This window comes from Diaphorobacter aerolatus (assembly GCF_014489535.1).
In the GTDB taxonomy this organism is placed as follows: domain Bacteria; phylum Pseudomonadota; class Gammaproteobacteria; order Burkholderiales; family Burkholderiaceae_C; genus Diaphorobacter_A; species Diaphorobacter_A aerolatus.
Window position 1 is genome coordinate 4,569,359 of record NZ_CP060783.1, and the last position, 25,220, is coordinate 4,594,578.

General features: G+C 63.3%; 23 protein-coding genes and 2 pseudogenes. 15 read left to right on the plus strand and 10 right to left on the minus strand.

The genetic code is table 11. The features are described from left to right. Window positions 1-35: 35 nt before the first annotated feature. The 3 genes from H9K75_RS21425 to H9K75_RS21435 all read left to right on the plus strand — a co-directional run bounded on the left by H9K75_RS21425 (window position 36) and on the right by H9K75_RS21435 (window position 4,959). Entirely contained in the window at window positions 36-872 is an 837-nt protein-coding gene (locus H9K75_RS21425; protein WP_187724056.1) for a MetQ/NlpA family ABC transporter substrate-binding protein, read from the plus strand. A 305-nt stretch (window positions 873-1,177) separates the two neighbouring features. Further along, window positions 1,178-1,969 carry a PEP-CTERM sorting domain-containing protein gene (locus H9K75_RS21430; RefSeq protein ID WP_187724057.1) on the plus strand — a complete coding sequence of 264 codons (792 nt, stop codon included), beginning with the start codon at window positions 1,178-1,180 and terminating at the stop codon, window positions 1,967-1,969. Beyond that, the gene (locus H9K75_RS21435) at window positions 1,939-4,959 is read left to right on the plus strand and encodes an ExeM/NucH family extracellular endonuclease (RefSeq protein ID WP_264293886.1); all 3,021 of its coding nucleotides are present in this window, start codon (window positions 1,939-1,941) and stop codon (window positions 4,957-4,959) included. The genes H9K75_RS21430 and H9K75_RS21435 overlap by 31 nt, the downstream gene beginning before the upstream one ends. Before the next feature lie 16 nt (window positions 4,960-4,975). Here the strand turns inward: H9K75_RS21435 and H9K75_RS21440 are convergent, their stop codons facing one another. From H9K75_RS21440 to H9K75_RS21475, 8 genes and pseudogenes are all read right to left on the minus strand, one after another. Then, entirely contained in the window at window positions 4,976-5,368 is a 393-nt protein-coding gene (locus H9K75_RS21440) for a copper-binding protein (protein WP_187724059.1), read from the minus strand. A gap of 39 nt (window positions 5,369-5,407) precedes the next feature. After that, window positions 5,408-5,908, minus strand: coding sequence for a DUF411 domain-containing protein (locus tag H9K75_RS21445; protein ID WP_187724060.1), 501 nt, complete (start codon window positions 5,906-5,908; stop codon window positions 5,408-5,410). Window positions 5,909-5,933: 25 nt separating this feature from the next. Beyond that, window positions 5,934-7,322, minus strand: a complete 1,389-nt coding sequence (locus tag H9K75_RS21450; RefSeq protein ID WP_187724061.1) for a multicopper oxidase family protein — start codon at window positions 7,320-7,322, stop codon at window positions 5,934-5,936. Between the two features lies 1 nt (window position 7,323). Next, window positions 7,324-8,768, minus strand: a pseudogene (locus H9K75_RS21455) (TolC family protein). After that, complete coding sequence (locus H9K75_RS21460; protein WP_187724062.1) at window positions 8,765-9,151, minus strand: hypothetical protein; 387 nt, start codon at window positions 9,149-9,151, stop codon at window positions 8,765-8,767. The pseudogene H9K75_RS21455 and the gene H9K75_RS21460 overlap by 4 nt, the downstream one beginning before the upstream one ends. A 109-nt stretch (window positions 9,152-9,260) precedes the next feature. Then, window positions 9,261-9,683: a hypothetical protein gene (locus H9K75_RS21465; RefSeq protein ID WP_187724063.1), complete on the minus strand. Its 423-nt coding sequence runs from the start codon at window positions 9,681-9,683 to the stop codon at window positions 9,261-9,263. Between the two features lie 181 nt (window positions 9,684-9,864). Beyond that, window positions 9,865-10,164 (minus strand): DUF705 domain-containing protein, encoded by a 300-nt coding sequence (locus tag H9K75_RS21470; protein WP_187724064.1) that lies wholly within the window; start codon window positions 10,162-10,164, stop codon window positions 9,865-9,867. Window positions 10,165-10,293: 129 nt separating this feature from the next. Next, window positions 10,294-12,165 (minus strand): heavy metal translocating P-type ATPase, encoded by a 1,872-nt coding sequence (locus H9K75_RS21475; protein WP_404826373.1) that lies wholly within the window; start codon window positions 12,163-12,165, stop codon window positions 10,294-10,296. A gap of 267 nt (window positions 12,166-12,432) precedes the next feature. Here H9K75_RS21475 and H9K75_RS21480 point away from each other — a divergent pair, with 267 nt between their 5' ends. The 4 genes from H9K75_RS21480 to H9K75_RS21495 are packed head-to-tail and all read left to right on the plus strand — an operon-like array spanning window position 12,433 to window position 15,511. Then, window positions 12,433-12,933, plus strand: a complete 501-nt coding sequence (locus H9K75_RS21480; protein WP_187724065.1) for a MerR family transcriptional regulator — start codon at window positions 12,433-12,435, stop codon at window positions 12,931-12,933. Next, the gene (locus tag H9K75_RS21485; RefSeq protein ID WP_187724066.1) at window positions 12,930-13,748 is read left to right on the plus strand and encodes an MlaE family ABC transporter permease; all 819 of its coding nucleotides are present in this window, start codon (window positions 12,930-12,932) and stop codon (window positions 13,746-13,748) included. The genes H9K75_RS21480 and H9K75_RS21485 overlap by 4 nt, the downstream gene beginning before the upstream one ends. Before the next feature lie 18 nt (window positions 13,749-13,766). Continuing rightward, window positions 13,767-14,774, plus strand: a complete 1,008-nt coding sequence (locus H9K75_RS21490) for an MlaD family protein (protein ID WP_187724067.1) — start codon at window positions 13,767-13,769, stop codon at window positions 14,772-14,774. Continuing rightward, on the plus strand, window positions 14,771-15,511 hold the full coding sequence (locus H9K75_RS21495; RefSeq protein WP_187724068.1) for a hypothetical protein: 741 nt from the start codon (window positions 14,771-14,773) through the stop codon (window positions 15,509-15,511). Before H9K75_RS21490 ends, H9K75_RS21495 begins: the two co-directional genes overlap by 4 nt. 82 nt (window positions 15,512-15,593) lie before the next feature. On the opposite strand, the gene H9K75_RS21500 is transcribed toward H9K75_RS21495, so the two are convergent. Both H9K75_RS21500 and H9K75_RS21505 read right to left on the minus strand, forming a co-directional pair. Continuing rightward, complete coding sequence (locus H9K75_RS21500) at window positions 15,594-15,773, minus strand: hypothetical protein (RefSeq protein WP_187724069.1); 180 nt, start codon at window positions 15,771-15,773, stop codon at window positions 15,594-15,596. A gap of 395 nt (window positions 15,774-16,168) precedes the next feature. Continuing rightward, window positions 16,169-17,293, minus strand: a complete 1,125-nt coding sequence (locus H9K75_RS21505; protein WP_226858355.1) for an FAD-dependent oxidoreductase — start codon at window positions 17,291-17,293, stop codon at window positions 16,169-16,171. Between the two features lie 501 nt (window positions 17,294-17,794). Here H9K75_RS21505 and rpsB point away from each other — a divergent pair. From rpsB to rseP, 8 genes and pseudogenes are all read left to right on the plus strand, one after another. Next, window positions 17,795-18,546: pseudogene (gene rpsB / locus H9K75_RS21510) on the plus strand (30S ribosomal protein S2). A 110-nt stretch (window positions 18,547-18,656) separates the two neighbouring features. Next, window positions 18,657-19,550, plus strand: a complete 894-nt coding sequence (gene tsf, locus H9K75_RS21515; RefSeq protein ID WP_187724070.1) for a translation elongation factor Ts — start codon at window positions 18,657-18,659, stop codon at window positions 19,548-19,550. 65 nt (window positions 19,551-19,615) lie between these two features. Then, window positions 19,616-20,338 carry a UMP kinase gene (gene pyrH, locus H9K75_RS21520; RefSeq protein WP_187724071.1) on the plus strand — a complete coding sequence of 241 codons (723 nt, stop codon included), beginning with the start codon at window positions 19,616-19,618 and terminating at the stop codon, window positions 20,336-20,338. 70 nt (window positions 20,339-20,408) lie between these two features. Continuing rightward, window positions 20,409-20,969 carry a ribosome recycling factor gene (gene frr / locus H9K75_RS21525; RefSeq protein ID WP_187724072.1) on the plus strand — a complete coding sequence of 187 codons (561 nt, stop codon included), beginning with the start codon at window positions 20,409-20,411 and terminating at the stop codon, window positions 20,967-20,969. Window positions 20,970-21,004: 35 nt separating this feature from the next. After that, window positions 21,005-21,727: a polyprenyl diphosphate synthase gene (uppS, locus tag H9K75_RS21530; protein ID WP_187724073.1), complete on the plus strand. Its 723-nt coding sequence runs from the start codon at window positions 21,005-21,007 to the stop codon at window positions 21,725-21,727. Window positions 21,728-21,757: 30 nt separating this feature from the next. Then, window positions 21,758-22,612, plus strand: coding sequence for a phosphatidate cytidylyltransferase (locus H9K75_RS21535; protein ID WP_187724074.1), 855 nt, complete (start codon window positions 21,758-21,760; stop codon window positions 22,610-22,612). Continuing rightward, on the plus strand, window positions 22,609-23,796 hold the full coding sequence (gene ispC / locus H9K75_RS21540; protein WP_187724075.1) for a 1-deoxy-D-xylulose-5-phosphate reductoisomerase: 1,188 nt from the start codon (window positions 22,609-22,611) through the stop codon (window positions 23,794-23,796). Before H9K75_RS21535 ends, ispC begins: the two co-directional genes overlap by 4 nt. A 25-nt stretch (window positions 23,797-23,821) precedes the next feature. After that, a complete protein-coding gene (rseP, locus tag H9K75_RS21545) occupies window positions 23,822-25,198 on the plus strand; it encodes an RIP metalloprotease RseP (RefSeq protein ID WP_187724076.1) in 1,377 nt (458 codons plus the stop codon). The last annotated feature ends 22 nt before the right edge of the window (window positions 25,199-25,220 follow it).

Below are 25,220 nucleotides of genomic sequence, written 5' to 3' on the forward strand. Positions count from 1 at the left end.
TTCAAGGCTGCTTCGCGCAGCAGGACACCTGACAGATGACATCGACCAACCGCCGTTCGCTCCTCGTCGCCGCCGCCACCGTGGCCGCCATTTCCGCCGCATCCTTTGGCCTCGGCTCAACCGCGCTGGCGCAGGACGCTGGCAAGAAGCAACTGGTCATCGGTGGCACGGCGGGCTCGAACATCGACCAGCTTCAGTCGGGCATCGTTCCTCTGCTCCAGAAGAAGGGCTACAAGGTCAAGCTGGTTGAATTCAACGACTACGTGCAGCCGAATCTGGCGTTGGCCGACGGCTCGCTGGATGCGAACTTTTTTCAGCACGAGGTGTATTTCAACCAGTTCAAGGGCGACCGCAAACTTGATCTCGTCGCGTTGACACAGGGCCCGATTGCGCCCATGGGCATTTACTCCAAGACCCGCAAGTCACTCGCCGAAGCCAAGCCCGGTGATCGCATCGCGCTGCCCAACGACGCGAGCAATCTGGCGCGCGCGCTGCTGCTTGTGCAACAGGCCGGTCTCATCAAGGTCAAGGCCGATGTGAATCCGCTGCGCATCTCCGAACTCGACGTTGCCGAAAACCCGCACAAGCTCAAGTTCGTGCCGCTCGACGCGGCGCAGCTCCCGCGCTCGCTCGATGACGTGCAGTTCGCGATCATCAACGGCAACTTTGCGATCTCCTCGGGCCTCAAGCTCACGGACGCCGTGACGCTGGAAAAAACGCCCGATCACTATCTGAACATCGTCGCGGTGAAGACCAAGGACAAGGACACGCAGTGGGCCAAGGATCTGGCAGAGGCGTTTCACTCGGCAGATTTCAAGAAGGTGGTGGACACCAAGTTTGCAGGTTACGCAAAGCCGGCGTTTCTTCAGTGATGGCTCCAGTGTGACGGTGGGTTCCTGGGCCGCCTTGTGCGGCCCTTTTTTATGCTCGCAACGGCGTCTTTGAGTAAATATGACCGGCGTGTGAAAAACAACGATGCCCTTGCTTGTCCAGCGTCATTGCTTCGTCATGGCAACTCCAAAGAATCGCGGGCAGCTTGCTCCACGAGGGGGTGAGACTCCATCTTTATAAGCTGCCCCATGCCCAATCTGTCTGCACCCACTTCGAGTTCCATTTTCCAATCCGTTTCTCGCCCGCACGTCGCACAATTCCGGTGCACGCACTGTGCAGTGGTGTCGTGCTCAGTCTTGTCTCGGCCGGCGTGCTGTCCGCGCCGGTTCCCTTCGGCGGAACCTATTCGCAGGATTTCAACTCGCTCGCCAGTGCGGGAAGCACGTCGGCATGGACCAATGACAGCACGCTACCCGGTTGGTCCCTGTTTGCGCAGAATGGCACCGCCATCGCACAGATCGCCGTCAGCACTGGCAGCAGCACGTCCGGCAGCTTCTACAGTTTTGGAGCAGACGCGAATGATCGCGCGCTCGGCGCGCTCGGATCGGGCGGCGCATACTTCGGCGCTCCGGCTTCTGGCGCAGTTGCAGGCTGGATCGCGCTGGCCCTCGTCAACAGCACCGACGCCACCATCGATGCCCTGCGCGTGCAATTCGCGGGCGAACAGTGGCGCTACGGCGGCAGCACTGCGGGCCAGAGCATGACGCTCGAATGGGGCATTGGCGACAGCTTCGCAGCGGTTCAGTCCTGGATTGCCGCAAGCGACCTGTTTACCTGGACTGCGCCGGTGAGCACCGGCACGGCCCGCGCGGTGGACGGCAATACCTTGCCTGCGAACGGTGGCGGCCGGATGCCGCAGGTCGGTGGCGACCTGAGCAACCTCGGCTGGGAGGCGGGCAAGACGCTGTGGCTGCGGTGGGTGCAAAAGCGCACGGCCACCGGGGCGAGCAATGGGCTCTCCATCGACGATCTCGTCATTGAAAAGGCTGGCACAGATACGACCCGCCCACGCTGCAATCCAGCGTGCCAGCGGCCAATGCAATCGGTGTGGCAATCAATACCAGCACCTACACGCTGAATTTTTCGAAAACCGTTCTGCCTTCTCAGGGAAGTTTCGAACTGCGGCAGGGTTCGACGACGCTGGCGACGATGCCTGCATCGGACACCTCCAGGGTCACCTTCAGCGGCCAGACCGTGACGCTCAAGCCCGGAGTCAGGCTTGCGGCAAATACCGCCTACAGCCTCGTTGCCGTGGATTCGCCTGTCGCGGACAGCGGGGGCCGTCCGTGGAGCCCTGCTGCGCTGAATTTCACGACCGGCGCAGCGCCCGCCATCACGCGCATCCACGATATCCAGGGCAACTCCGAAGTCTCGCCCTTGTTGGGTCGAACCGTCACCGTGAGCGGCGTGGTCACCACCTTCCTGCCTGATCTGAACGGCTTCTACGTGCAGGAAGAAGAAGCGAACTACGACGCGGATCCCGGCACCTCCGAAGGCGTCTTCGTCTACGGGTTGGCAGGCGCGCCCGCAGTGGGAGAAGACACCGTCGGCAAGCGTGTGCAGTTCACCGCTATCGTGGACGAATACAACCGTCTCACGCAGCTCAAGAGCGTCAGCGACCTGGAGATCAAGGAAGCCGTGCCGTTGCCAGCGCCGATTGCCATCACGCTGCCGATCACCGACATGGCGCAGTGGGAGCGCTACGAAGGCATGCTGGTGAAGATCACTTCGGCCACATCGGGCGGAAAGCTCCTGGTCTCGGATAACTACACGCTCGGTCGCTACGGCGATGTCGTGCTGTCGAACGACGAGGTCCTGCCGCAGTTCACCGACAAGAACAAACCGAGCGTGGCGGGCTACGCCGACTACGCGAAGACCATGCAGCGCCGCCAGATCATTCTGGATGACCGCAGCAGCAAGCAGAATCCGGCGAGTGTGCGCGGCCGAAACAATCAACCGCTGTCGGCCGCGAACCCGCTGCGCGCGGGCGATGGCGTCGACGCCGTGGTCGGCGTGCTCGACCAGTTCTACCAGAACGCGACGCCGCCGGAGATCTACCAGACCAGCTACCGCATTCAGCCCACGCAAGCCCTGAATTTCACGGGTGCGGCACGTCCCTCGGCGAGCGATCTGCATACCGCGCTGGGTCAGGCGGGCGTGAAGATCGCATCGGCCAACGTGCTGAATTTCTTCAGCATGGTGGGCGACACTAGCACCAACACCAAGGATGTGTTTCCCACGCCTTTGGGCAACACCATCGGGATTCGCGGTGCCAACACGCTGGTCGAACTCGAGCGCCAGAAAGCCAAGGTGGTTGCCAACCTGATCGGCCTGAAGGCCGATGTCTATGGCCTGATGGAGGTGCAGAACAACGGCTTTGCGGACGACAGTGCGCTCAAGCTGCTGATCGATGGAATGAATGCCAGCGCCGACAAACCCGCAGGCGCGACCTATGCCTACGTGAAGGCGCCGTTCAATCAGGGCGGTGGCTCGACGATTGCGGGCGCGGGAACGGATGCGATTACCGTCGCCATCGTTTACCGCAGCGACCGCGTCACGCCCGTGGGCAGTGCGGCGGTGCCCAACGTGAGCACCTACGATGCGTTCACGCCGAACGTCGGCGGTGCGCGCGTGCCGATTGCGCAGACGTTCTCGGTGCCGACGGCCACCGGCACGGAGCAGATCACCGTCGTCGTGAATCACTTCAAGTCCAAGGGCTCGCTGCTGGCCACGGGCGGCAACGGCGACATTCTGGACGGCCAGGGCAACAACAACCCGGCGCGTGTGAAGACCGCCGAGCAGCTCAAGAATTGGCTTGCGACCAAGCCGACCGGATCGGACTCGGCCAACACGGTTCTGGTGGGCGACTTCAACGCCTATGCGATGGAAGATCCGGTCACCTATCTGGAGTCCAACGGCTACACCAAGGTCTCCACGGGCTACTCGTATTCGTTCGATGGTCTCTGGGGCTCGCTCGACCATATCTTCGTGACGCCGAGCCTCGTCTCCAAGGTTGGCAAGGTCGTCAAGTGGGCGATCAATGCGGAAGAGCCGCCGGTGCTCGACTACAACGTGGAATACAAATCGGAAGCGCAGGTGGCCGACTTCTACGCGCCCACGGCCTATCGTTCGAGCGATCACAACCCGATTGTGATGGGGCTGAATTTTGATGCACTGCCCGTCAACCAGCCGCCCGCCATCAAGGGCGTGCCGACCACTGCAACCCCGGTCGTCGTCGGTCAGAGCATCGCGCTCTCGGGTGTCACGGTGGAAGACCCGGACAGCGAGCAACTGGTGCTCACGCTCACACCCGTCAACGGCAACGTGTCGGGCGCGAACGATGCCGACGCGCAACTGCCTGGCGTTCAGCTCAAGGGCACGACCGCGCAAATCAACAGCGAATTGGGCAAGGCCAGCTTTGTGCCAACCGCGCAGGGCGACGCGAATCTTGGCTTCAGCGTGAGCGATGGCACCAACGGCGCGGTGACCGCAAGCTATGCATTCAAGGTGTCTGCGGTGGTCGATCCGGGCAAGGGCTTTGAACTGGTGCCAAGTGCGGGTGGCAGCGTGAGTGGCCGGATCGAAGGCGCGGGTTGCAGGCTCGCGTCGTCGCCGCAATACGTCACGGTGCAGAGCCTTGGCATCACCACCATGCCGATGGAAGGCGCGACGCTGCCGCACGGGTTGCTGGCATTGACGGCTGCGGGTTGCGATGTCGGTGGCGCGCTGACGGTGACCATGAACTACTCGCAGCCGCTGCCGCAGAACGCGGAACTGTGGAAATGGGGCCGCACCGCCGACAACCTGAACAAGCACTGGTACAGGATTCCGCACAAGATCACCGGACAGACGGTGAGCTTCGAACTGCGCGACGGCGGGCTCGGTGACGATGACCTGAAGGCCGATGGCAACATCACGGACCCGACCGCCATCGTCGCTCCAGGAGCCGTGCCGCCGGTCGCCAACGCCGTATCGGTGCCGGTGATGAATCTCTGGGGACTACTGACCCTGTCGCTGTCGTTCCTGTCCTTCGCGCCGCTAGCACGCCGCTGGTCGCGCAGGCGCTGAGCAGAACAGGCCCCGGTTATTGCGCGGAGACCTCGATCCGCGTGATCACCATCGCGCCGTTTTGTTCGCGCTCCACGTGAAAGCGCACCTTGTCGCCTTCCTTGAGTTGGGTGAGATCGGCCGGATCCCTGAACGAGAACACCATGCTCATCGCCGGCATGTTCAGGTTGGTGATGGCGCCATGGCGAATGCTGGCCTTGCCCGCACTGAGGTTGACGCGCAGGACTTCGCCCTCGGTCATCACCTGCGTTGCCTCGGCACTGGAGGGCGAGGCAGCCGGTGCCGATGCGCTTTCGGCGGCGTGGGTGGCGTGATCCATCTTCGCCGCTTCCTGCGCCTGCGCGCCGAACGCGAGCAATGCGCCGAGCGCCAAGCTGGCAAGTGCAGTGTGATGTCGTGTGTGTTTCATGGTGAGACCTCGTTGTTGGATTGAATGAAAAAAGGATGATCAGCGGTAGCTCGTGAACACGCGGGTGGATACGTCGCTATTCATCAGGTTGCGCGTGACGAGCAGCACGTCATACGGGTCCTTGCGCCCGCCGTAGTCCGGGCCGTCCATGCCGGGGCTGCCCACGGGCATGCCGGGCACGGCAATGCCGAGCGCCTTGGGCCGTTCCTTGAGCAGTTTCTTCACGTCGGCGGCGGGTACATGGCCTTCGATCAGGTAGTTTCCGACCAGCGCCGTATGGCACGAGCCAAGCCGCGCGGGCAGGCCCAGTTTGGCGCGCGCAGCCGTGTTGCCGCTGTCATGCACGGTCACGGCAAAGCCGTTGTCTTCCATGTGCTTGATCCAGTCGCCGCAGCAGCCGCAGCTTGGATCCTTCCAGACTTCGACGGCAATCTTCGCGGGCTTGTTTGCGAGCGCGGGCAGGGCGGGAACGGCCAGCAGCGCTGCGGCTACGCCGCCCAACAGTTGCCGACGGGTGAACGCTGAGGTGGGGTGTTGCATGAGTTTTCTCCGGTGAATTCCAAAATCAGTGATGGGCGTCGTGCGCCGATCCGCCGCCGGGTTTGCGCACGCTCGGAGCTGCCGAAGCCTTGCCCGGCGCCGTCTGGCGCGGTGCGCTGGCGTCATGCGGCATGCCTTGCCATTCGCGTGCCACCGTGCCCTCGGGGTGCTTGAACCAGCCCGGGTCGCGGTAGTCATTGGCGGCCAGTTGCGCGCGCACCTTGAGCGTGGTGAACATGCCGCCCATCTCCAGCGCGCCGAACGGGCCGGTGCCACTCATCATCGGATAGGTGTTGTCGGGCAGCGGCATTTCCATGGCGCCCATGTCGGCCATGCCGCGCTCGCCCATCAGCATGTAGTCGGGCACGATCTTCTGGATTTTGGAGACCAGTCCGCGATGGTCGAGCCCGATCATCGTCGGCACGTCGTGACCCATGGCTCCCATAGTGTGATGGCTCTTGTGGCAGTGCAGTGCCCAGTCGCCCAGCTCATCGGCAATGAATTCCACCTGCCGCATCTGGCCGACCGCCACGTCGGTGGTCACCTCGGGCCAGCGCGCGCTTTTGGGCACCGGGCCGCCATCGGTGCCGGTCACTTCGAATTCGTGGCCATGCACGTGGATCGGGTGATTGGTCATCGTGAGATTGCCCACGCGAATGCGCACGCGATCATTCTGCCTTGCCACCAGCGGCGTGATCGCGGGGAACACGCGGCTGTTGAAGGTCCAGATGTTGAAGTCCGTCATCTCGTTGACGCGCGGGGTCATCGAGCCCGGCTCCACGTCGTAGGCCGACAGCAGAAACGCGTAGTCGCGATCCACGCTGGCGATCAGTGGGTGCGTGCTCCTGGGGTGCGTGATCCACAGACCCATCATGCCCATCGCCATCTGCGCCATCTCGTCCGCATGCGGGTGGTACATAAACGTGCCGGGACGTCGCGCGACGAACTCGTAGACAAAGGTCTTGCCGGGCGCGATATGCGGTTGCGTGAGCCCGCCCACGCCATCCATGCCATTGGGAAGCCGCTGGCCATGCCAATGGATCGTGGTGTGTTCGGGCAGCCGGTTGGTGACGAAAATGCGCACCCGGTCGCCCTCGACCACCTCGATGGTCGGGCCCGGGCTCTGGCCGTTGTAGCCCCACATGTTGACCGAAAAGCCCGGCGCCACTTCGCGGACCACGGGCTCCGCGACCAGGTGAAATTCCTTCACACCATTGTTCATGCGCCACGGCGTGGTCCAGCCGTTGAGCGTGACCACCGGGCGATACGGCCTGCCATTGGGCGGCACGAGCGGCGCAGCAGTCTCGGCGCTGGATTGGCTTGCGGGTTCAGGCAGCGCGGCCATCGCCACGCGGCTGACCGATGCTGCGGCGACGGCTGCTGCGGCGCCCTGGAAAAAATTGCGGCGTTGCATGTCAGTGCCCCTGTGGTTCGTTGTTGTTGTTGCTGATCGCGGTGCTACCGGGCAAGGCGGTATCGCCTGCAGAGGTACCCGTCAGCACCAGTTGCAGATCGGTCTCCGCGAGCCAGAAATCGCGCTGCGCATTGGTCGTGTTCACCACCGCCTGCGTGGTCGCGCGGGCCTGCGCCAGCAGTTGCCAGACGCTGTCGAACATGCCGTTGTAGCGCAGCACGGTTTCGTCCTGCACCTGCTTGGCCAGCGGCAGCACCTCGGCCTGCTGTTGATGCGCCAGATCCCACGCCGTGCGGTAGCGCGACCAGTTCGTGCGTGCCTCGCTGCGCGCGCGCAGGGCCGCAGATTGCAATTGCGCGGCACTGCGTTGCACCTCGGCGCGCGCACGGGCAGACGCCGAGCCGCCCCAGTCGAAGATCGGCAACGGTAGCTCCAGTTCCCAGCCGCGCGTTTTCTCGGTGTGACCGGTTTCACGCTCCGTGCTGCGGTTGTTGGAATAGCTGGCGCCGATGTCGCCGAACACCGCGCCCACACCGGCCCAGCCGCCGCGATCCGCCGTCACATCGAGATCGCGCCGCAGGCCGCGCAGATCGAGACGCTCACGCAGGGCAGTGGCTTCGGCGTCATCGCCCGCACGCAAATCGCTGGCCGAAGTCGGCAGTGCAGGCAACTGCCCGGGCAACTGGAATGCCCCTGCGTGCCCCACAAACCCATCATGCGGGCGAGCTGCTCGCGATCCATCGTGGCGGCGAGCCGGGCGCGCGCGAGTTGCGCGGCAGACTCCTGGGCAATCGAGAGTTCACGCGCCTGCTGCAGCCGGTTGAAGTTGCCGACCTGCGCCATGCGCCGGGCCAGCTCGGCACCGAGTTGCGCGGCATCGTTCATGGTTTCGGCAGCGGCCAGCGACTGCTGCGAAGCCACGGCGCGAATCCATGCGCGACGCGTTTGCGCGGCAATCAGCAGCACGTTCTGCGACGTCTGCAAGGTCGATCGCTCCATCTGCCAACCGAGCCAGCGCGAGCGCCAGGGCAGGGTGATGATGTTGACCAGACTGAAACTCAACTGCCGCTCGATCTCGCGCTCGTGCCCGCTGGTGAAGCGGCCCAGCGTCAGCGTCGGATTGAACAGCGTGAGCGCCTGTGCACGCTCCGCGTCCTGCGCGGCAAGCTCCGCGAGTTGGGCGTGCAGATCAGGATTGTTCAAGAGCGCAATCCGCACCGCGGTGTCGGCGTCCACCGGCTGTTTGAGCCAATCGGAGACGCGTGCCTGCGCGTCCCGCTGGGCCTCTGCGTTGGCCGATGCAAGCTGCGCGTTCGCAGGCAGTCGGCCTTGCGTCTGCGCCTGCACATCTCCGCGCAGGCCATCACCCGCCACGCTGGCACAACCCGCCAGCACGAGCGCCGCGCTCAAGACCGTGAGCATCGTGGAAATACGGCGCGTGTTCATGGCCTGGCTCCGTGTTTGTGGTGTTGGTGAGGCTGCTGCTCGACAGGCGGCTTTTTCTCGCCATCGCCGTGCAAGTATGTGGGGGTCTGAGCCTGGCCCTGGCCCTGGGCTTCCTCCCAGCGAAGCACATCCGCATGCCCGCGGGGAAATTCCGCCACCGCCTTGTTGGCAGCGCGCCAGTCGTCGGGGCGCTTCTTCACGATGTGACCGCTCGGCTTGAGCGCGTCGTGCGTGAGTTCACGCGTGGGCGCATTGGCATCCGTGACGGACGCGGCGCGCGTGGGGGTCTGGGCATTGGCAGTCATGGTGATGCCGACGGCAAGCAGCGTCAGCACCATCGTCGTGGTCCACACCATGGATGGACAGGATCGCGCAGTGCGCATGATGGATATCTCCCGGGAATTCAAAGCAATTCACACAGCGCCGTCATCACTTCGCCGCGACAGACATTCATCTGGCAGCAAATGACGGACGCACCTAGGGCGTGAAAGCTCAGGAGATGGGTGGCTTGACCGCCTGCGCGGCCACGGCGCTGGCAAAGCGCGCGCTGCGCTCCGCTTGCAGGGATTGCGGTGCGGGCGCAGTCGCCAGCACGAACGCTGCGGAAGCGTGGAGAGAGGAATTGCAGATGTCGCAGGCGGAGCAGGATGCGGTGTGGTGCGCAGTGCCGCCTGGGCAGTCCTGTGGCGAGGATGCCAAGGTGCCGGAACAGTGCTTGGAAGGCACTTCTGCGATTACCACCGGCGCGTGATGCGCATGCGACGAACCGGCGTCAGAGACCAAGGCCTGATCGGCGTGCCCTTCATGGTCAGCGTGCTGCGACTGCACCGCCGCATGCGCTGCGGTGTTGGTCAGACCCACCGGCACAACGCCCATCGCCATGGCATCGCCCAGCAGACCGCGAAGGATCAGCATGAAGACGAGGGCGATGGAAAAAATGCGTCGCATCTAAGGAATGATAGCTGTTGAGGGATTTAGTTCCTGGGGGGTAGGGATGTAGCGGGTACCACCATGCACGGTCACAGTAGTGAGTTCCATGCGAGCGATGTGAATGCTTGATTGGGCAAATTCATTCACACGCGGCCTCCCGCGACGTCTATGCTTCCGAAGCCTGCATCGGATAAAGATGCAGGCAATCGCGCCACTCATGCACGGGTTGATCGTCCAGATAAACGGTCGGCTTTGGCAAAAAATTGGAAAAGCATTCCGCGATTCCTAGTTCAAGCGCCGAGGCGCGGCAATATTCGGCACCTCCTGAACTCCATAGAAACAACGTCGCACCTTCGTTGTGAAGTCGTCTGACTTGCTCAACGACCGAGGGTATGACAATTCGTTTGGACCCCACCGACCTTATCAAGGTGTCGTCGACGTCTACGAAAATAATTTTATTCTTCATGGTTGATTACATGGAACGGTAGCGAGTAAGTCGAAGCGCAAATCTGTTGATTCCGTAAGCCGCGCCGTTCTAGCTAACTTTCCAGGGCCAGACTCAAGTAGCGGCGACGCGCTTCAAGCGAGCATACAGTCAGGGAGCACCCCACCCCCTCAACCTCAACCCATTCGCGACTACCAGCAACGACACCCCCATATCCGCCACCACAGCCATCCACATCGTCGCATTGCCGGTCAATGCGAGTGCGAAGAACACCAGCTTGATTCCCAAGGCGAGGGTGATGTTCTGCCAGAGAATGCGGTGCGCCGAGCGTGAGAGGCGGATGGTGTCGGGGATGCGGCGCAAGTCGTCGTTCATGAGGACGACGGCTGCGGTTTCCATGGCCATGCCGGTGGAGTGGGCGCCGCCCATGGCGAAGCCGACGTCGGCCTTGGCGAGGGCGGGGGCGTCGTTGATGCCGTCGCCGGTCATGGCGGTGGGGCCTTTGGTTTTCTGGAATTCTGCGAGCAACTGGAGTTTGTCTTCGGGAAGCAGGTTGCCGCGTGCGTCGTCAATACCTGCTTCGGTGGCCACGGCCTTGACGGTTGCGGTGTTGTCGCCGCTGAGCACGATGGCTTCGACGCCTACGGCCTTGAGTTGTTCGACGGCTTCGCGGGAGGTGGCGCGCAGGGGATCGGCTACGGCGAACAGGGCGCGGACGGTGTGCTCTTCGGCCAGCAGGGTGACGGTGCGGCCCTGGTTTTCGTGTTCGGTGAGCAGGGCTTCGAGTTCGGCGTTGGCGAGTTCCATTTCGCGAATCATGCGCAGGTTGGCGAGCACGTAGCGTGTGCCGTTGACCTTGCCTTCGACGCCTCGGCCGGGCAGGGCCTGGAGGTCCTGCACGGTGTTTTCGAGCTGGGCGGGCAAGGTCTTGGCGAGACCCGCTGCGATGGCGCGGGAGACCGGGTGGTCCGAGCGGCTCGCGAGTTGCCATGCGACGTGCGCGGCGTCTGCGTCATCGCCTGCGGCGAGCGCGCGCCATCGCACGAGCGTGGGGCTGCCGGTGGTCAGCGTGCCGGTTTTGTCGAGCGCGATCACCTTGATGTTGCGGGCCTGTTCAAGCGCGCTTCCACCCTTGATCAAAATGCCGCGCTTGGCGGCGGCGGTAAGCGCGCTTACGACCGTGACGGGTGTCGAGATCACCAGCGCGCAAGGGCAGGCGATCACGAGCAGGGCGAGCGCCTGGTAGATGGACTGATGCCAGGTCCAGCCCGCGACCAGTGGCGCGAGCACGGCCAGCAGGATGGCGAGCACGAAGATGATCGGTGTGTAGACCTGCGCAAAGCGATCGACGAAACGCTGCGTGGGCGCGCGCGATGCCTGTGCCTGCTCGACCGCGTGCACGATGCGCGCGAGCAGCGTGTCGCCGGGCGGCGCGGTGACCTGCATCTGCAGCTCGCCCTGCTGGTTCACGCTGCCAGCGTAGAGTTCATCGCCCACGGTCTTGTCCGCGTGCTGGCTCTCGCCCGTGATGGGTGCCTGATCGACCGCGCTTTCGCCTTGGGTCACGGTGCCGTCAAGCGGCACGCGTGCGCCGGGAGCAATGCGCACGGTGGTGCCGACTCTGACCTGATCGACCGGGGTTTTCTGCACCGAACCGTCGGTGTGCAGCACGTCGGCGGTTTCTGGCGCGAGATGGAGCAGGCTGCGGATCGCGTTGCGCGCCTTGTCCATGGCCTGGTCTTCGATGCGCTCGGCGGCGGCGTACAGCGCCATCACCATCGCGGCCTCGGGCCACTGGCCGATCAGGAAGGCACCGGTGACGGCAACCGCCATGAGCGCGTGAATGCCGAGCTTGAGATTCAGCAGGCTCCGGATGCCCGCCTTGTAGACGCCCAGGCCCGAAAGCAGGATGGCCACGACCGCAAGCGCCATGCCCACGTATTGCAGCTCGTACCAGTGGCAGATTTCCGCGCCCAGCGCAACGGCGAGCGCCGCATAGATGCGCGGCCAGCCGGGCAGCACGCCGTGGTCGTGGCCTGCGTGGGCATCGTCGCCATCGCCGTGCGCGTGTGAGGAAGACGGTGCACTACTGCCGCAGCAGGCACCGCAACCGATGGCAGGCGCGGCGGTTTTCTTGACGGGCTTGGTGGGGACGTGGTCATGGGAATGATCGTGATCGTGATCATGCTCATGTTTCGATGCGCGATGCGTTGATTCAGGGGCGCTGACGAGGGGGTGTTCTGACTCATGTCATGATTGGAAACCTTGAAGTCACTTGAAGGTCAAGCGATGTCCCTGCAAAGTCCCCAATACCGTATCGGAGATGCCGCGCGCCTGTCGGGCATTCCGGCCGCGAGCATTCGTTACTACGAGAAGGAAGGCCTGCTTCCCGAGCAGGCGCGCGCGGGCAATCAGTACCGGCTCTACACCGATGATGAAATCCACCGCCTGCGTTTCGTGCGGCTGTGCCGGGCCATGGACATGTCGCTTGGCGAGGTGCGCACGCTGCTGGCACTCGATCATCGCGCGGCGCAAGGCGATGCGCACGCGGCCTGCGTGACCCTCGATGAGCATCTGGAGCACGTGCGCACGCGGCTTGCCGAACTGCAAACGCTGGAGCAGGAGCTGCTGTCGCTGCGCGGACGCTGCGATGGCACGGGCGGGCATTGTCATGTGATCGAGGCGCTGCACGAGCGCGCGGATGCCGAGCCCGTGCCGCCCCGCAGCCCGCACACAAGCGCCATGTCTGACGTGGAATCGCGCGGATGCCCCGCTATGATCAAAGCATGAGCGCAGCCCAAGGCATCGTCGATCTGCCGGATCGCATCTGGAATACGCTGCGGCGCTGGGCCGTGGCATGGTGGCGCATCCTCTATCTGGGCGCGGTGGTGCTGGTGCTGATGCTTTCGCCTTCGAGCTACAACCGCGCCACGCGCTGGCGGCTCGCGCGGCACATGTATCTGGAAACCGCGCCGATCCTGATCGGCCACACCTTGCTGGCGGCGTTGCTCAGCCTGGTGATCACGCGCATCGTGGTGGTGACGGCGCAGAGCTACGGCCTGTCGCGTTACGCGCTCGAAATGGTGATTCGCGTGCTGGTGCTGGAACTGATTCCGCTCACCGCAGCGCTGTTCGTCGCCATGCGCGCGACGATACCCAACGGCACCCAGCTCGCGCTGATGCAGCAGTCGGGCTATTTCGACAGATTGCGCGCGCACGGTGCCGACCCGATCCGGGTGGAGCTGCTGCCGCGCGTGGTGGCGGGCGTCTATGCAAGTGTCACACTGGCCGCGCTCTCGTGCGTGGTGGCGCTGGTCATGGCCTATGTGGGCGTGTACGGGTTGAGTCTTGCGGGGCTGCCGATCTACACGCGCATGTTCGGCCACGTGTTCACGCCGCAGATCACGCTGATCTTCACCTTCAAGACGGTGTTCTTCAGCCTGGCGATTGCGCTGATTCCAATGGCCGAGGGACTGTATGCCGACGCGAAGACCCAACTGAACGGCGCGCCGCGCCAGCTCGATTCCGAACTCGGCGGGCTGGCGCGCATGTTCGCCGTGCTGCTGCTGATCGAGGCGGCATCGCTCGTCGGCAACTACTACTGAAACACTGGGCACAACAATATGAATGATCCAGACAAGGAACCGACCCCCACGCAACGCAGCCGGCTCGAGAGCGAGGAGTTGCTGCGCCCGGTCGCGCATCTGGAGCGCAAGGCGGTGGCGATGCTGCTGTTCACGGCGGCGCTGATCGTCGGCGCGATCATCTATCTGATGTATGCGCGCGGCGTATTCGAGCCGACGCAGCGGCTGATCCTCACGGCCGATGATTCGCAGGGCGTATCCGTCGGCATGGACATGACGTTCCAGGGCTTTCCGATTGGCCGCGTGCGCCGGATCGAACTTGCGGAAAACGCCGAGGTGCACATCCTCATCGACGTGCCGCGCAAGGACGCGCACTGGCTGCGCACGACCAGCGTGTTCACGCTGGTCAGCGGCATCGTCGGCGGTACGTCGATCAAGGCCTACAGCGGCATCCTGACCGATCCGCAACTGGAGGACGGTGCCAAGCGCCCGGTGCTGCGCGGCGACGCGACGGCCGAAATTCCGCAGCTCATGGCGTCTGCGCGCGAGCTGCTGGAGAATCTGAACAACATGACCAGTCAGGGCTCGGCGCTCGGCGGCGTGGTGGAGAACGTGCGCTCGCTCACCGAAAGCCTCAACGGTCCCGGTGGGGCGCTCAAGGTGCTCACCGGCAACGAGGCCGACTCCAAAAAGATCGCACTCACGCTTGACCGCGTGAACCAGTTGCTGGCGCGCGTCGATGGCGTGGTGGTCAAGGCCGACAAGCAGGTGTTCGGCACGAGCAAGGAGGCCGGTCTGGTGCAGGACGTGCGTGCGGCGGTGTTGCAGCTCAACGGCCTGCTGACCGATACGCGCCAGAGCCTCAAGAAAATCGATGCCGTGCTGGTCGAGGCACAAGGCATTGCGGCCAACGCGAACGAGGCGACTACCGATCTGGGCGCGCTGCGCGGCGAGGTCGAGGCGAATCTGCGCAAGGTGGAGACGCTGCTCAATGACATCAACCGCAAATGGCCGTTTGCGAAAGACTCGGAGTTGAAACTGCCATGAGCACCACCACTGCACGCATTTTGTCGCGATGGACGTTGTGGACCGGCGCGGCCCTGGCGCTCGCCGCATGTGCCGACAAGCCGCCGACGCCCGACTGGAAGGTGAACGCCCACGGCTCGGTGCAGCGCGCGAGCGACGCCTATCTCTCGGGCAAGTCGCGCGTGGCAGATCAGGAGTGGCGCACGGCCCGCAGCGAGGTCTCGCGCACCGGCAGCGTGGAGCAGCTCGCGCTGGTTGAACTCAACCGCTGTGCCGCGCAGGTCGCGAGTGCCCAGTTGCAGGAGTGCAGTGCATTCGAGTCGCTGCGTGCTGATGCCAGCGTGGCCGAGCAGGCGTATGCGGACTATCTCGCGGGCAGACCGCTTGCCGCGGCGCAGATCGCACTGTTGCCCGAAGCGCAGCGCAAGGCCGCGAGCGATGTGGGCGCGATCAAGGCCATTGCCGATCCGCTCTCGCAGTTGGTGGCCGCAGGCGCAGCGTTGAAGGCCGGCCGCGCCACGCCAGAAACACTGGTGACAGCCACCGAAACCGCGTCGGCGCAGGGCTGGAGCCATGCGCTGCTGGGCTGGCTGAGCCTCCGAGCAGAACGTGCCAGAGCGTTGGGCGACGTGGATCTGGCGACGGCTTTGCAGCGCCGCATGGCCCTGATCGAAAGCCAGGGCCAGCCAGCGGCGGCGTCAGCAAACGGCGCGCGAGCGGACGAGAAAAGCGAAAAGGCCTCGGTGAGGAGGCCTTGAACAGGGAAGTTGACAAAACGGAATACGGGCGGCGTGAGATGACGCCCGCTTTCGAGCCTTTGCGAAGCTCTTACGTATTCACTCAGTTGAACAGTTCTGCACTCAGCAGCCTATCCAATTGCGTGTTTGCTGTTGTCAGCGAATCGACGGACTGCACAGCCTCATCGGGAATCAGTGTCATGGCAGTAGCTGCTACCGCCAAAGCTACCGTTACCGTGAAGGCTGCCAGAGCGCGCGATCCTTGGCGGATATTGCGGTTCATGACAGGTCCTCGGGAAAAAAAGTCGTTGGGATTCAATCGATCAACGTTTGACTAAGCCATTACGTTGACCGATGGGCGTATTGGAACACTCGCGTTGGAAAAATTCGTGTCGGACGAGCGCTTATCACGTGGAGTGGCGACGCAATTTACGACTGATTACCAATGTGTTGGATCGAGTCAACAGCCTTCATTGCAACCTCAGCGCCTTGGATGGGGCAGGCCACTAAAAAAGCCCCGCACGATGCGCACATCGCCGGGGACGAGCGCGGCGGCTCAGAATCTGTTGGCGCTGAAGGCTTCTAGTTCCACACTCGGCGAAGACTGGACGATGCGATCCGCCAGCACCCGCGCACTGCCGCAGGCCAGAGCCCAGCCGCAGGCACCGTGTCCGGCATTCAGCCACACCCCGGAAGGCCGCTCGGGCCGAGCACCGGCGCGCCGTCGGGCAGGGTGGGGCGGGCTCCGCGCAGAATCTGCACCTGGTTGGACGAAAGCTGCGCGCCACCCGGAAACCAGCCCGAGAGCGCGAGATAGAGCTTTTGCAGCGTATCGGCGTGGTGTTCGCCACCGCCGTATCCCAGTTCCGCACCACCGGACACGCGCACGCGCAGCCCTTGTCGGGAAATGGTGATGCGGTGCAGCGGATCGATCACCGAACCCTGGGGCGCATGCGTGTCTTCGCGCAGTGGCGCGCTGATGGTGTAGCCATACACGGGAGCCATCGGCAGTTGCAGCCCCTGCTTGCGAAGCAGTGCTGCGCTCGCCAGACCCGCGCACAGCACGACGGCGTCGGCACGGCGCGGCGCGGGCTCACCCGCAATCTGCAGCCCCGTGGGTTGGGTGCTGATCGACTGCACCTGCGCGTTGAAGCGGAACTGCGCGCCGTGTTCCTGCGCGGCATAGCGAAGCACCTGCGCGAACAGTCGGCAGTTCGCGGCCTCACCCTCGCCCGCGTGCAGCGCTCCGGCAAACGGGGCATCGGCGGACAGACCGGGCTCGATCAGTCGCGCGTTGTCGGCGTCGATCTCCCGGAGTGCGCCGCCGGCTTCATGCAGCAGACCGGGAACCGGCTCAAGCCTGCGCATGTCGTTCTTGCCGCGCAGCAGCACCAAGGTGCCGTGGCAGGTTTCCACGTCGATCTGGAACAGCTCGATGAGCCTGCGGGTGCGCTCGACGCTGAAGCGGCCGAGTTGTTCGAGCGCCCGCATCGTGGCCATGGCCGTCGGAGCGCTACCGGCCTTGCGCCAGCGCGCGAGCCAGCGGTATTCGGCGAGACCCGCACCGCGCGCCATGCGGAATGCGGGCTGGCGACCCCAGAGCAGGTTGTTGGTATTTGCGCCCACGCCGGGGCTCGACCACGGGATCAGCAATGCAGGTGCAAGCAGGCCCGAGCTTGCAAAACTGGCTTCTTCCGCGGCGGCGCTGCGTTGTTCGTACACCGTGACCTGGTGCCCGTCGCATGCCAGTTCATAAGCGGTGGCAACTCCCACAATGCCCGCGCCCACAATGGCTATTTCCATGAAATCTCAACTTGTTCGTACTGTGATGCCCGTCGGGCAGGGTAGCGTGCGGTGTCTGTGGTTCCGTGCGTTCCATTTTCACCATCTATTGTGGCAAAGCCCTGCATTGTGCGCTGGCTGAGGACGGTGAGCCGTCAGTCGGGAGCGCAAAATTTCGGGCACCGCTCAGGATCGGGGAACCCTGTGGACCGAGATGCTGGATTGCATGCAAAGGTCGCCGATCTTGATGACAGGTTCGTGGCCGAATTGCAAAACTTCGCGGACTGGTGCGCCGTGGGCGCGAGAATATGCATCGGCGTGTCGCGACGAAAACCCGGTCAGGCGTGCTACAATCCGAGGGTTTTGCCGAATGCTGCCTTTGCCTGATATCCATCAGGTGGAGTGCGCAGCGGGGCGCAGATCAATCGCAAACTGGCCCGTCAAGGTGTTGCCGCGAAGCACGCAAGTCTTCGCGTCGATTAATCGGGGCCGGATTTAAGACCCAACCTTTGGAGAATTCCTATGTCCGTCACTATGCGTGAAATGCTGGAAGCCGGTGTCCACTTTGGCCACCAGACCCGCTTCTGGAACCCCAAGATGGCTCCGTACATCTTCGGTCACCGCAACAAGATTCACATCATCAACCTGGAAAAGTCGCTGCCGATGTTCCAGGAGGCGCAGAAGTACGTCAAGCAACTGTCTGCCAACCGTGGCACCGTGCTGATGGTCGGCACGAAGCGCCAGGCTCGTGAAATCCTCAAGGAAGAAGCACTGCGCGCTGGCGTGCCTTTCGTTGACCAGCGCTGGCTGGGCGGCATGCTGACCAACTTCAAGACCGTGAAGACCTCGATCAAGCGTCTGAAGGACATGAAGGCGCAGCAGGAAACCGGCCTTGAGGCCATGAGCAAGAAGGAGCAACTGATGTTCGCCCGTGAACTCGACAAGCTCGAGAAGGACATCGGCGGCATCCAGGACATGACCGCTCTGCCGGACGCCATTTTCGTGATCGACGTGGGCTTCCACAAGATCGCCATTGCCGAAGCCAAGAAGCTCGGTATTCCGCTGATCGGCGTGGTTGACTCCAACCACTCCCCAGAAGGTATCGACTATGTGATCCCGGTAACGATGACTCGGCCAAGGCCGTGACGCTGTACGCCCGTGGTATCGCTGACGCTATCCTCGAAGGCCGCGCGAATGCGGTCAACGAAGTGGTCAAGGCAGTGTCTGCCGAAGGCTCCGACGAATTCGTGGAAGTGGACGAAGCCGCTGCCTAAATTCAACCGGGCCGCGCGACTCGTCGCGAAGAAAAGCGGGGCCTCCAAAAGAGCCCCCTTTTTTTTAGCCTGCAATCCGTAACGAACTGAACTGATTCTGGAGAAATACGATGGCAATTACCGCAAGCATGGTCGCAGAACTGCGCGCAAAGACCGACGCACCGATGATGGAATGCAAGAAGGCGCTGACCGAAGCCGACGGCGACATGGCCAAGGCCGAGGAGCTGCTGCGCGTGAAGCTCGGCACCAAGGCTGGCAAGGCCGCCTCGCGCATCGCTGCCGAAGGCGTGATCACCGCTTTCGTCAATGGCAACACCGGCGCCATGATCGAAGTGAACAGCGAAACCGACTTCGTGTCCAAGAACGACAGCTTCATCTCGATGTCGAACGCTGCCGCCAAGCTGATCGCTGAAAAGAACCCTGCCGACGTGGCTGCGCTTTCCGCGCTGGCCTACGAGCAGGACGGTTTCGGCCCGACGCTCGAAGACGTGCGCAAGGGCCTGATCGGCAAGATCGGCGAGAACATGTCGTTCCGCCGCTTCAAGCGTTTCGACGGCTCGAACCTGGCGGTGTATCTGCACGGCACGCGCATTGGCGTGGTCGTCGAGTACGAAGGTGATGCGACTGCCGCCAAGGACGTGGCTATGCACATCGCCGCCATGAAGCCCGTGGCGCTGTCTTCGGCCGACGTGCCCGCCGACCTGATCGAAAAGGAGCGCTCGGTCGCTGCTGCCAAGGCCGAAGAGTCCGGCAAGCCTGCCGACATCGCTGCCAAGATGGTTGAAGGCTCGGTGCAGAAGTACCTCAAGGAAGTCTCGCTGTACAACCAGGTCTTCGTGAAGGCAGCCGACTGCAAGCAGACCGTCGAGCAGATGCTCAAGGCTGCCAACACCACGATCAAGGCGTTCACGATGTACGTCGTGGGCGAAGGCATCGAGAAGAAGACCGACGACTTCGCAGCCGAAGTGGCCGCCCAGGTGGCTGCTGCGAAGGCCGGCGCCTGATTCTTTCAGTCGCCTGACCGCTACCACCCATTCCTCTTTCATCCCCAGCCTTACGGAGAACTTCCATGACCATCGCCCAACCAGCCCTCAAGCGCATTTTGCTCAAGTTGTCTGGTGAGGCGCTCATGGGAGATGACCAGTTCGGCATCAACCGTGCGACCATCGTGCGCATGGTGGAAGAGATCGCCGAAGTCACCCGCATGGGCGTACAGGTGGCGGTGGTGATTGGTGGTGGCAACATCTTCCGTGGCGTGGCCGGCGGCTCCGTCGGCATGGACCGCGCCACGGCGGATTACATGGGCATGCTCGCGACCGTGATGAACGCGCTCGCGCTTGCCGACGCCATGGACAAGCAGGGTCTCACCGCACGCGTGATGTCCGCCATCGCGATCGAGCAGGTGGTCGAGCCCTATGTGCGCCCCAAGGCGCTTCAATATCTCGAAGAAGGCAAGGTGGTGGTGTTTGCTGCCGGCACCGGCAATCCCTTCTTCACTACCGACACCGCCGCTGCGCTGCGCGGTGCGGAAATCGGTGCCGAGCTGGTGCTCAAGGCCACGAAGGTCGATGGCGTGTACACCGCCGATCCGCAAAAGGATCCGAGCGCCACGCGCTATGCCAAGCTGACCTTCGACGAGGCCATCACGCGCAACCTCGGCATCATGGATGCCACGGCGTTTGCGCTGTGCCGCGATCAGCGCCTGCCGATTCGCGTGTTTTCGATTGTGAAGTCCGGCGCACTCAAGCGAGTGGTTATGGGCGAAGACGAAGGCACACTGGTGTACGCTTGAGGGTTTTGCAGCATTCGTGATCCGCGCGCGCCATGCGTCGGTGCGCTTTGCACTTGCTGAGGAGAATAATATGACCATCGCCGATATCAAGAAAACCACCCAGACCAAGATGGACCAGTCCATCGAGGCGCTCAAGAGCAATCTGGGCAAGGTCCGCACGGGCCGTGCCAATCCGCAGTTGCTCGACACCATTCACGTCGAGTACTACGGCTCGATGGTGCCGCTGTCGCAGGTTGCCAATGTGACGCTGCTCGATTCGCGCACCATCAGCGTTCAGCCCTGGGAAAAGAACATGGGCGCCAAGATCGAGAAGTCCATCCGCGAAAGCGATCTGGGCCTGAACCCTGCCTCGATGGGCGACCTGATCCGCGTGCCGATGCCGCCGATGAGCGAAGAGCGCCGCAAGGAAATGACCAAGCTCGCGCGCACCGAAGGCGAAAATTCCAAGATTGCGATCCGCAACCTGCGCCGTGACGCCAATGAAGGCGTGAAGAAGCTGGTCAAGGACAAGGAAGCCTCCGAGGACGATCAGAAGCGCTCGGAAGCCGAAGTCCAGAAGCTCACCGACAAGCACATCGCCGACATCGACGCACTGGTCGCCGCCAAGGAACAGGAAATCATGGCCATCTGATTCTTACGGGTCGGATCGTCATCGCGCTTTCGTACATGTCTTCTTCTTCCAGCGTGGTTCCGCACCACATCGCCATCGTCATGGATGGCAATGGCCGGTGGGCCACTCGCCGCCTGCTGCCGCGACTGGCGGGGCACAGGCAGGGCGTCGAGTCGCTGCGGCGCTGCGCCCGCGCCTGCGCCGAACGCGGCGTGGGCGTACTTACGGTATTTGCGTTTTCTTCCGAGAACTGGAATCGTCCGGCCGACGAGGTGTCGGGCCTCATGGATCTGCTGGCCAAGGCGCTCGCGCGCGAGGTGCCGCAGCTTCACAAGGACGGCGTGCAACTGCATTTTGTCGGCGATACCGCCAGTCTTTCCGAGAAAGTGCGCGAGGGCCTGCACCAGGCCGAAGCCGTCACCGCAGGCAACACGCGGCTGATCCTCAATGTTTGCTTCAACTACGGTGGCCGCTGGGACATCGCGCAGGCCGCAGCCCAACTGGCTGCGCGCGGCGAGGCAATCACCGAATTGAGTCTCGACCGGGCGATGGCGCTGTCGTTCGTGGCCGATCCGGATTTGCTGATCCGCACCGGCGGTGAGATGCGCATCAGCAATTTCCTGTTGTGGCAGTGCGCCTATTCCGAACTGTATTTCAGCGACCGACTATGGCCCGAGTTCGACGAAGCGGCGCTGGACGAGGCCATTGCGGCGTATGCTGCCCGGGAACGCCGTTTCGGCAAGACCTCGGCGCAGGTGCAGAAATCTTCAAGGGTCTGAGTGCAGACCGATCTGATAAGGGGCTGACGGATGCTCAAACAACGTGTCATAACTGCCCTGGTGCTGCTGGCCATTCTGCTGCCCGCGCTGTTCGCCTCGAACCCGCTGCCCCTGACCGTCCTGCTGCTGATCTTCATGTCGGCGGGCGCGTGGGAGTGGGGGCGGCTCAATGGCCTCAAGGGCGCTGCGGCGCTTGCGGTCAGCGCGCTCTGCCTGATTCTCTGCGGCCTGAGCTGGCAACTCGGCTGGCTCAGCACACCGCTGCCGTGGCTCTGGACGATTGCGGGCGCCTGCTGGGTGCTCGGCGGTGCCTATCTGCTGCGCGGCGGAGTCGCGGGCTGGCCCAGGATTCCGAGGGCCATCCGGTTGATCGGCGGCGTGCTGGCTCTCTGGACCGCCTGGCTCGCGGTGGTGCAGGCGCGCCATATCGGCATCAATTTTTTGCTGTCGGTGTTGGTGCTGGTCTGGGCGGCCGACATCTTTGCCTACTTTGCAGGACGCACCTTCGGTCTGAAATTCACCAAAAACAAGCTGGCGCCGGCCATCAGTCCCGGCAAGAGCTGGGAGGGTGTCTGGGGCGGCATGATCGGTGTGGTCGTGCTGGCCATCGTCTGGGTGGCGCTCGACGCCTCCAATCAGGCGGCAGTGCCCAGTTTTTATTCGCGTCTGGCGGCCAAGGGCTATTGGCTGTTGCTGCTTGGCGCGGTCTTCATGGCCGCCATGAGCGTGGTGGGTGATCTGGTGGAATCACTGGTCAAGCGCAGCGCCGGAATGAAGGACAGCAGCAACCTGCTGCCCGGTCACGGCGGTGTGCTGGATCGCATCGATGCCATCCTGCCCGCGGTGCCGCTGGCCATGATGCTCACTTACTTTGCAATCGCATGACGACGAAACAACGTCTGACCGTCCTGGGCTCCACGGGCTCGGTGGGAGCCAACACGCTTGACGTGGTGGCTCGCCATCTCGATCAATATGAAGTCTTTGCGCTGAGCGCCTCGACGCAGGTCGAGGTGATGCTCGCCCAGTGCGCGCAGTTCAAGCCGCGTTACGCGGTGATGGTCAGTGCGCCGCATGCGAAGCAACTGGCCGAGCGTCTCAAGGCCCATGGTCTTGCGACCGAGGTGCTGCGGACGCCGAACGCGCTCGAGGTCATCGCCTCGCATGATGAGGTCGATGCGGTGATGGCGGCCATCGTCGGTGCGGCGGGTCTGGCTCCGTGCCTTGCCGCTGCAAACGCGGGCAAGCGCCTGCTGCTCGCCAACAAGGAGGCCATCGTCGTCGGCGGTGCGGTCTTCATGCGGGCGGTGAAGGCGGGTGGCGCGACGCTGCTGCCCATCGACAGCGAGCATTCGGCGATCTTCCAGAGCCTGCCCGAGGATTCGTCAACCTGGGCGCGGCGCATCGACCATATTCTGCTGACCGCCTCGGGTGGGCCGTTTCGTACGCGCGATCCCCTCACGCTCAGGGACGTCACGCCCGATCAGGCCTGCGCGCACCCGAATTTCGCGATGGGCCGCAAGATCTCCATCGACTCGGCGACGATGATGAACAAGGCGCTCGAAGTGATCGAGGCGCGTTGGCTGTTCAACCTGACGCCCGAGCAGATCAAGGTGGTGATCCATCCACAGCAGATCATCCATTCGATGGTGCAGTTCGTCGATGCGTCCATCATTGCCCAACTCGGCACGCCCGACATGCGCGTGCCGATTGCTGTCGGTCTGGCCTGGCCCGAGCGCATCGAAAGCGGCACGCCGACACTCGATTTTTCGAAGCTCGCCGCGCTCACCTTCGAGGAAGCCGACGCCGTGCGTTTCCCCGGACTGCATCTGTCGTGGCAGACGCTGCGCGCACCGCAGGGTACGACGGCGGTGCTGAATGCGGCCAACGAAGTGTCGGTGGCGGCCTTTCTCGGCGGGAAAATCCGCTTCGACCAAATTCATGCCGTCAACCTTGAAACTTTGGAGCGTGTGATACCGTCCAACCCGGATTCGCTCGAGGCGCTGCTGGCGCTCGACGGGCAATCCCGCGCCGCCGCCGAGGATGCGGTGGCCCGAATCGGATCGGTCTGATTCGTTCTTTCTGGAGATTCTTCAAATGCTGCTGACCATTGTTGCGTTCGTCGTGGCGCTCGGCGTGCTGATTGCGGTTCACGAGTATGGCCACTACCGCGTGGCCGTGGCCTGTGGCGTGAAGGTGCTGCGCTTTTCGGTGGGATTCGGCAAGCCGCTGCTGCGCTGGCAGAAGAAGGGCTCACCGACCGAGTTCGTGGTCACGGCGATTCCGCTCGGCGGCTATGTGCGCATGCTCGACGAGCGCGAGGCTCCGGTGGCTCCCGAAGAGCGTCATCTGGCATTCAACACCCAGCCCCTGAAGTCGCGCGCGGCCATCGTCGCGGCCGGGCCGCTGGCCAATCTGCTGCTGGCCGTGGTGCTTTATTCGGTCGTCAACTGGACCGGTGTCGATGAGGCCAAACCGCTGCTCGCCGTTCCGGTCGCGGGCTCGGTGGCCGACAAGGCGGGCTTGCAGGGCGGCGAACTGGTGGTCGGTGCCGCGTTGGCAGGCGATGAGATCGAGCCGGTGCAGTCATATGAAGAGGTGCGCTGGCTGTTGACGCGTGGTGCGCTCGATAGTCAGAATGCCCGGCTGTCGGTGAAGGGCGCGAGCGGCTCGGGCGCACGCGAGATCACGCTCGATCTGGCGTCGCTCAATGCCAAGGATGCCGACCTCGACCTGTTCCGCAAGATCGGCATCGTGAGTCCGTGGACCCGGCCTCTGATAGGTGAGGTGATGGCCGACAGCGCAGCGGCGCGCGCGGGCCTGAAGCAGAACGATCTGGTGCTGCGCGTCGATTCGAGCAACATCGTGGACGGCATGCAGTTGCGCGAGCTGATCCGCAACTCGGTCAAGGATGGCAAGGCGGCAACGCAAAGCTGGCGCATTGAGCGCGAAGGGCGGCAGATCGATGTGTCGGTCACTCCTGAAGTGTTGCAGGATGCAAATGGTTCCTACGGTCGTATCGGCGCATTCGTCGGCGAGCCGCCGGAACTCGTGACGGTTCACTATGGTTTTGCGGAAGGTATCTGGAAGGGCGTGCAGCGCACCTGGGAAGTCTCGGTGCTGACGCTTCGCATGATGGGCCGAATGGTGATTGGCGAGGCATCCCTCAAAAACTTGAGCGGGCCGCTGACGATTGCCGACTACGCGGGCAAGTCGGCGAGCATGGGACTCACGCAGTACCTGATCTTCATGGCCCTGATCAGCGTGAGCCTTGGCGTATTGAACCTGTTGCCTGTGCCCGTTCTGGACGGTGGACTCCTGATGTATTATCTTTGGGAAGGACTGACAGGTCGCGGCGTGTCCGATGCCTGGATGGAACGGCTCCAGCGGGGCGGCGTCGCGGTACTGCTGGTGATGATGTCCATCGCCATGTTCAATGACGTTACCCGGTATGTAACCCGGCTTTTTGGCTAAACATTCGCCACACGGTGCTGCG

Bases quoted from the DNA above. Each gene is read 5' to 3' on its own strand.
- tsf (WP_187724070.1), top strand. From the start codon at position 18,657: ATGGCAATTACCGCAAGCATGGTCGCAGAACTGCGCGCAAAGACCGAC.
- pyrH (WP_187724071.1), top strand. From the start codon at position 19,616: ATGACCATCGCCCAACCAGCCCTCAAGCGCATTTTGCTCAAGTTGTCT.
- ispC (WP_187724075.1), top strand. From the start codon at position 22,609: ATGACGACGAAACAACGTCTGACCGTCCTGGGCTCCACGGGCTCGGTG.
- H9K75_RS21465 (WP_187724063.1), bottom strand. From the start codon at position 9,683: ATGCTGATCCTTCGCGGTCTGCTGGGCGATGCCATGGCGATGGGCGTT.
- frr (WP_187724072.1), top strand. From the start codon at position 20,409: ATGACCATCGCCGATATCAAGAAAACCACCCAGACCAAGATGGACCAG.
- H9K75_RS21440 (WP_187724059.1), bottom strand. From the start codon at position 5,368: ATGAAACACACACGACATCACACTGCACTTGCCAGCTTGGCGCTCGGC.
- H9K75_RS21485 (WP_187724066.1), top strand. From the start codon at position 12,930: ATGAGCGCAGCCCAAGGCATCGTCGATCTGCCGGATCGCATCTGGAAT.
- H9K75_RS21490 (WP_187724067.1), top strand. From the start codon at position 13,767: ATGAATGATCCAGACAAGGAACCGACCCCCACGCAACGCAGCCGGCTC.
- H9K75_RS21535 (WP_187724074.1), top strand. From the start codon at position 21,758: ATGCTCAAACAACGTGTCATAACTGCCCTGGTGCTGCTGGCCATTCTG.
- H9K75_RS21495 (WP_187724068.1), top strand. From the start codon at position 14,771: ATGAGCACCACCACTGCACGCATTTTGTCGCGATGGACGTTGTGGACC.
- H9K75_RS21460 (WP_187724062.1), bottom strand. From the start codon at position 9,151: ATGCGCACTGCGCGATCCTGTCCATCCATGGTGTGGACCACGACGATG.
- H9K75_RS21425 (WP_187724056.1), top strand. From the start codon at position 36: ATGACATCGACCAACCGCCGTTCGCTCCTCGTCGCCGCCGCCACCGTG.
- H9K75_RS21500 (WP_187724069.1), bottom strand. From the start codon at position 15,773: ATGAACCGCAATATCCGCCAAGGATCGCGCGCTCTGGCAGCCTTCACG.
- uppS (WP_187724073.1), top strand. From the start codon at position 21,005: ATGTCTTCTTCTTCCAGCGTGGTTCCGCACCACATCGCCATCGTCATG.
- H9K75_RS21445 (WP_187724060.1), bottom strand. From the start codon at position 5,908: ATGCAACACCCCACCTCAGCGTTCACCCGTCGGCAACTGTTGGGCGGC.
- rseP (WP_187724076.1), top strand. From the start codon at position 23,822: ATGCTGCTGACCATTGTTGCGTTCGTCGTGGCGCTCGGCGTGCTGATT.
- H9K75_RS21505 (WP_226858355.1), bottom strand. From the start codon at position 17,293: ATGGAAATAGCCATTGTGGGCGCGGGCATTGTGGGAGTTGCCACCGCT.
- H9K75_RS21470 (WP_187724064.1), bottom strand. From the start codon at position 10,164: ATGAAGAATAAAATTATTTTCGTAGACGTCGACGACACCTTGATAAGG.
- H9K75_RS21480 (WP_187724065.1), top strand. From the start codon at position 12,433: ATGTCCCTGCAAAGTCCCCAATACCGTATCGGAGATGCCGCGCGCCTG.
- H9K75_RS21450 (WP_187724061.1), bottom strand. From the start codon at position 7,322: ATGCAACGCCGCAATTTTTTCCAGGGCGCCGCAGCAGCCGTCGCCGCA.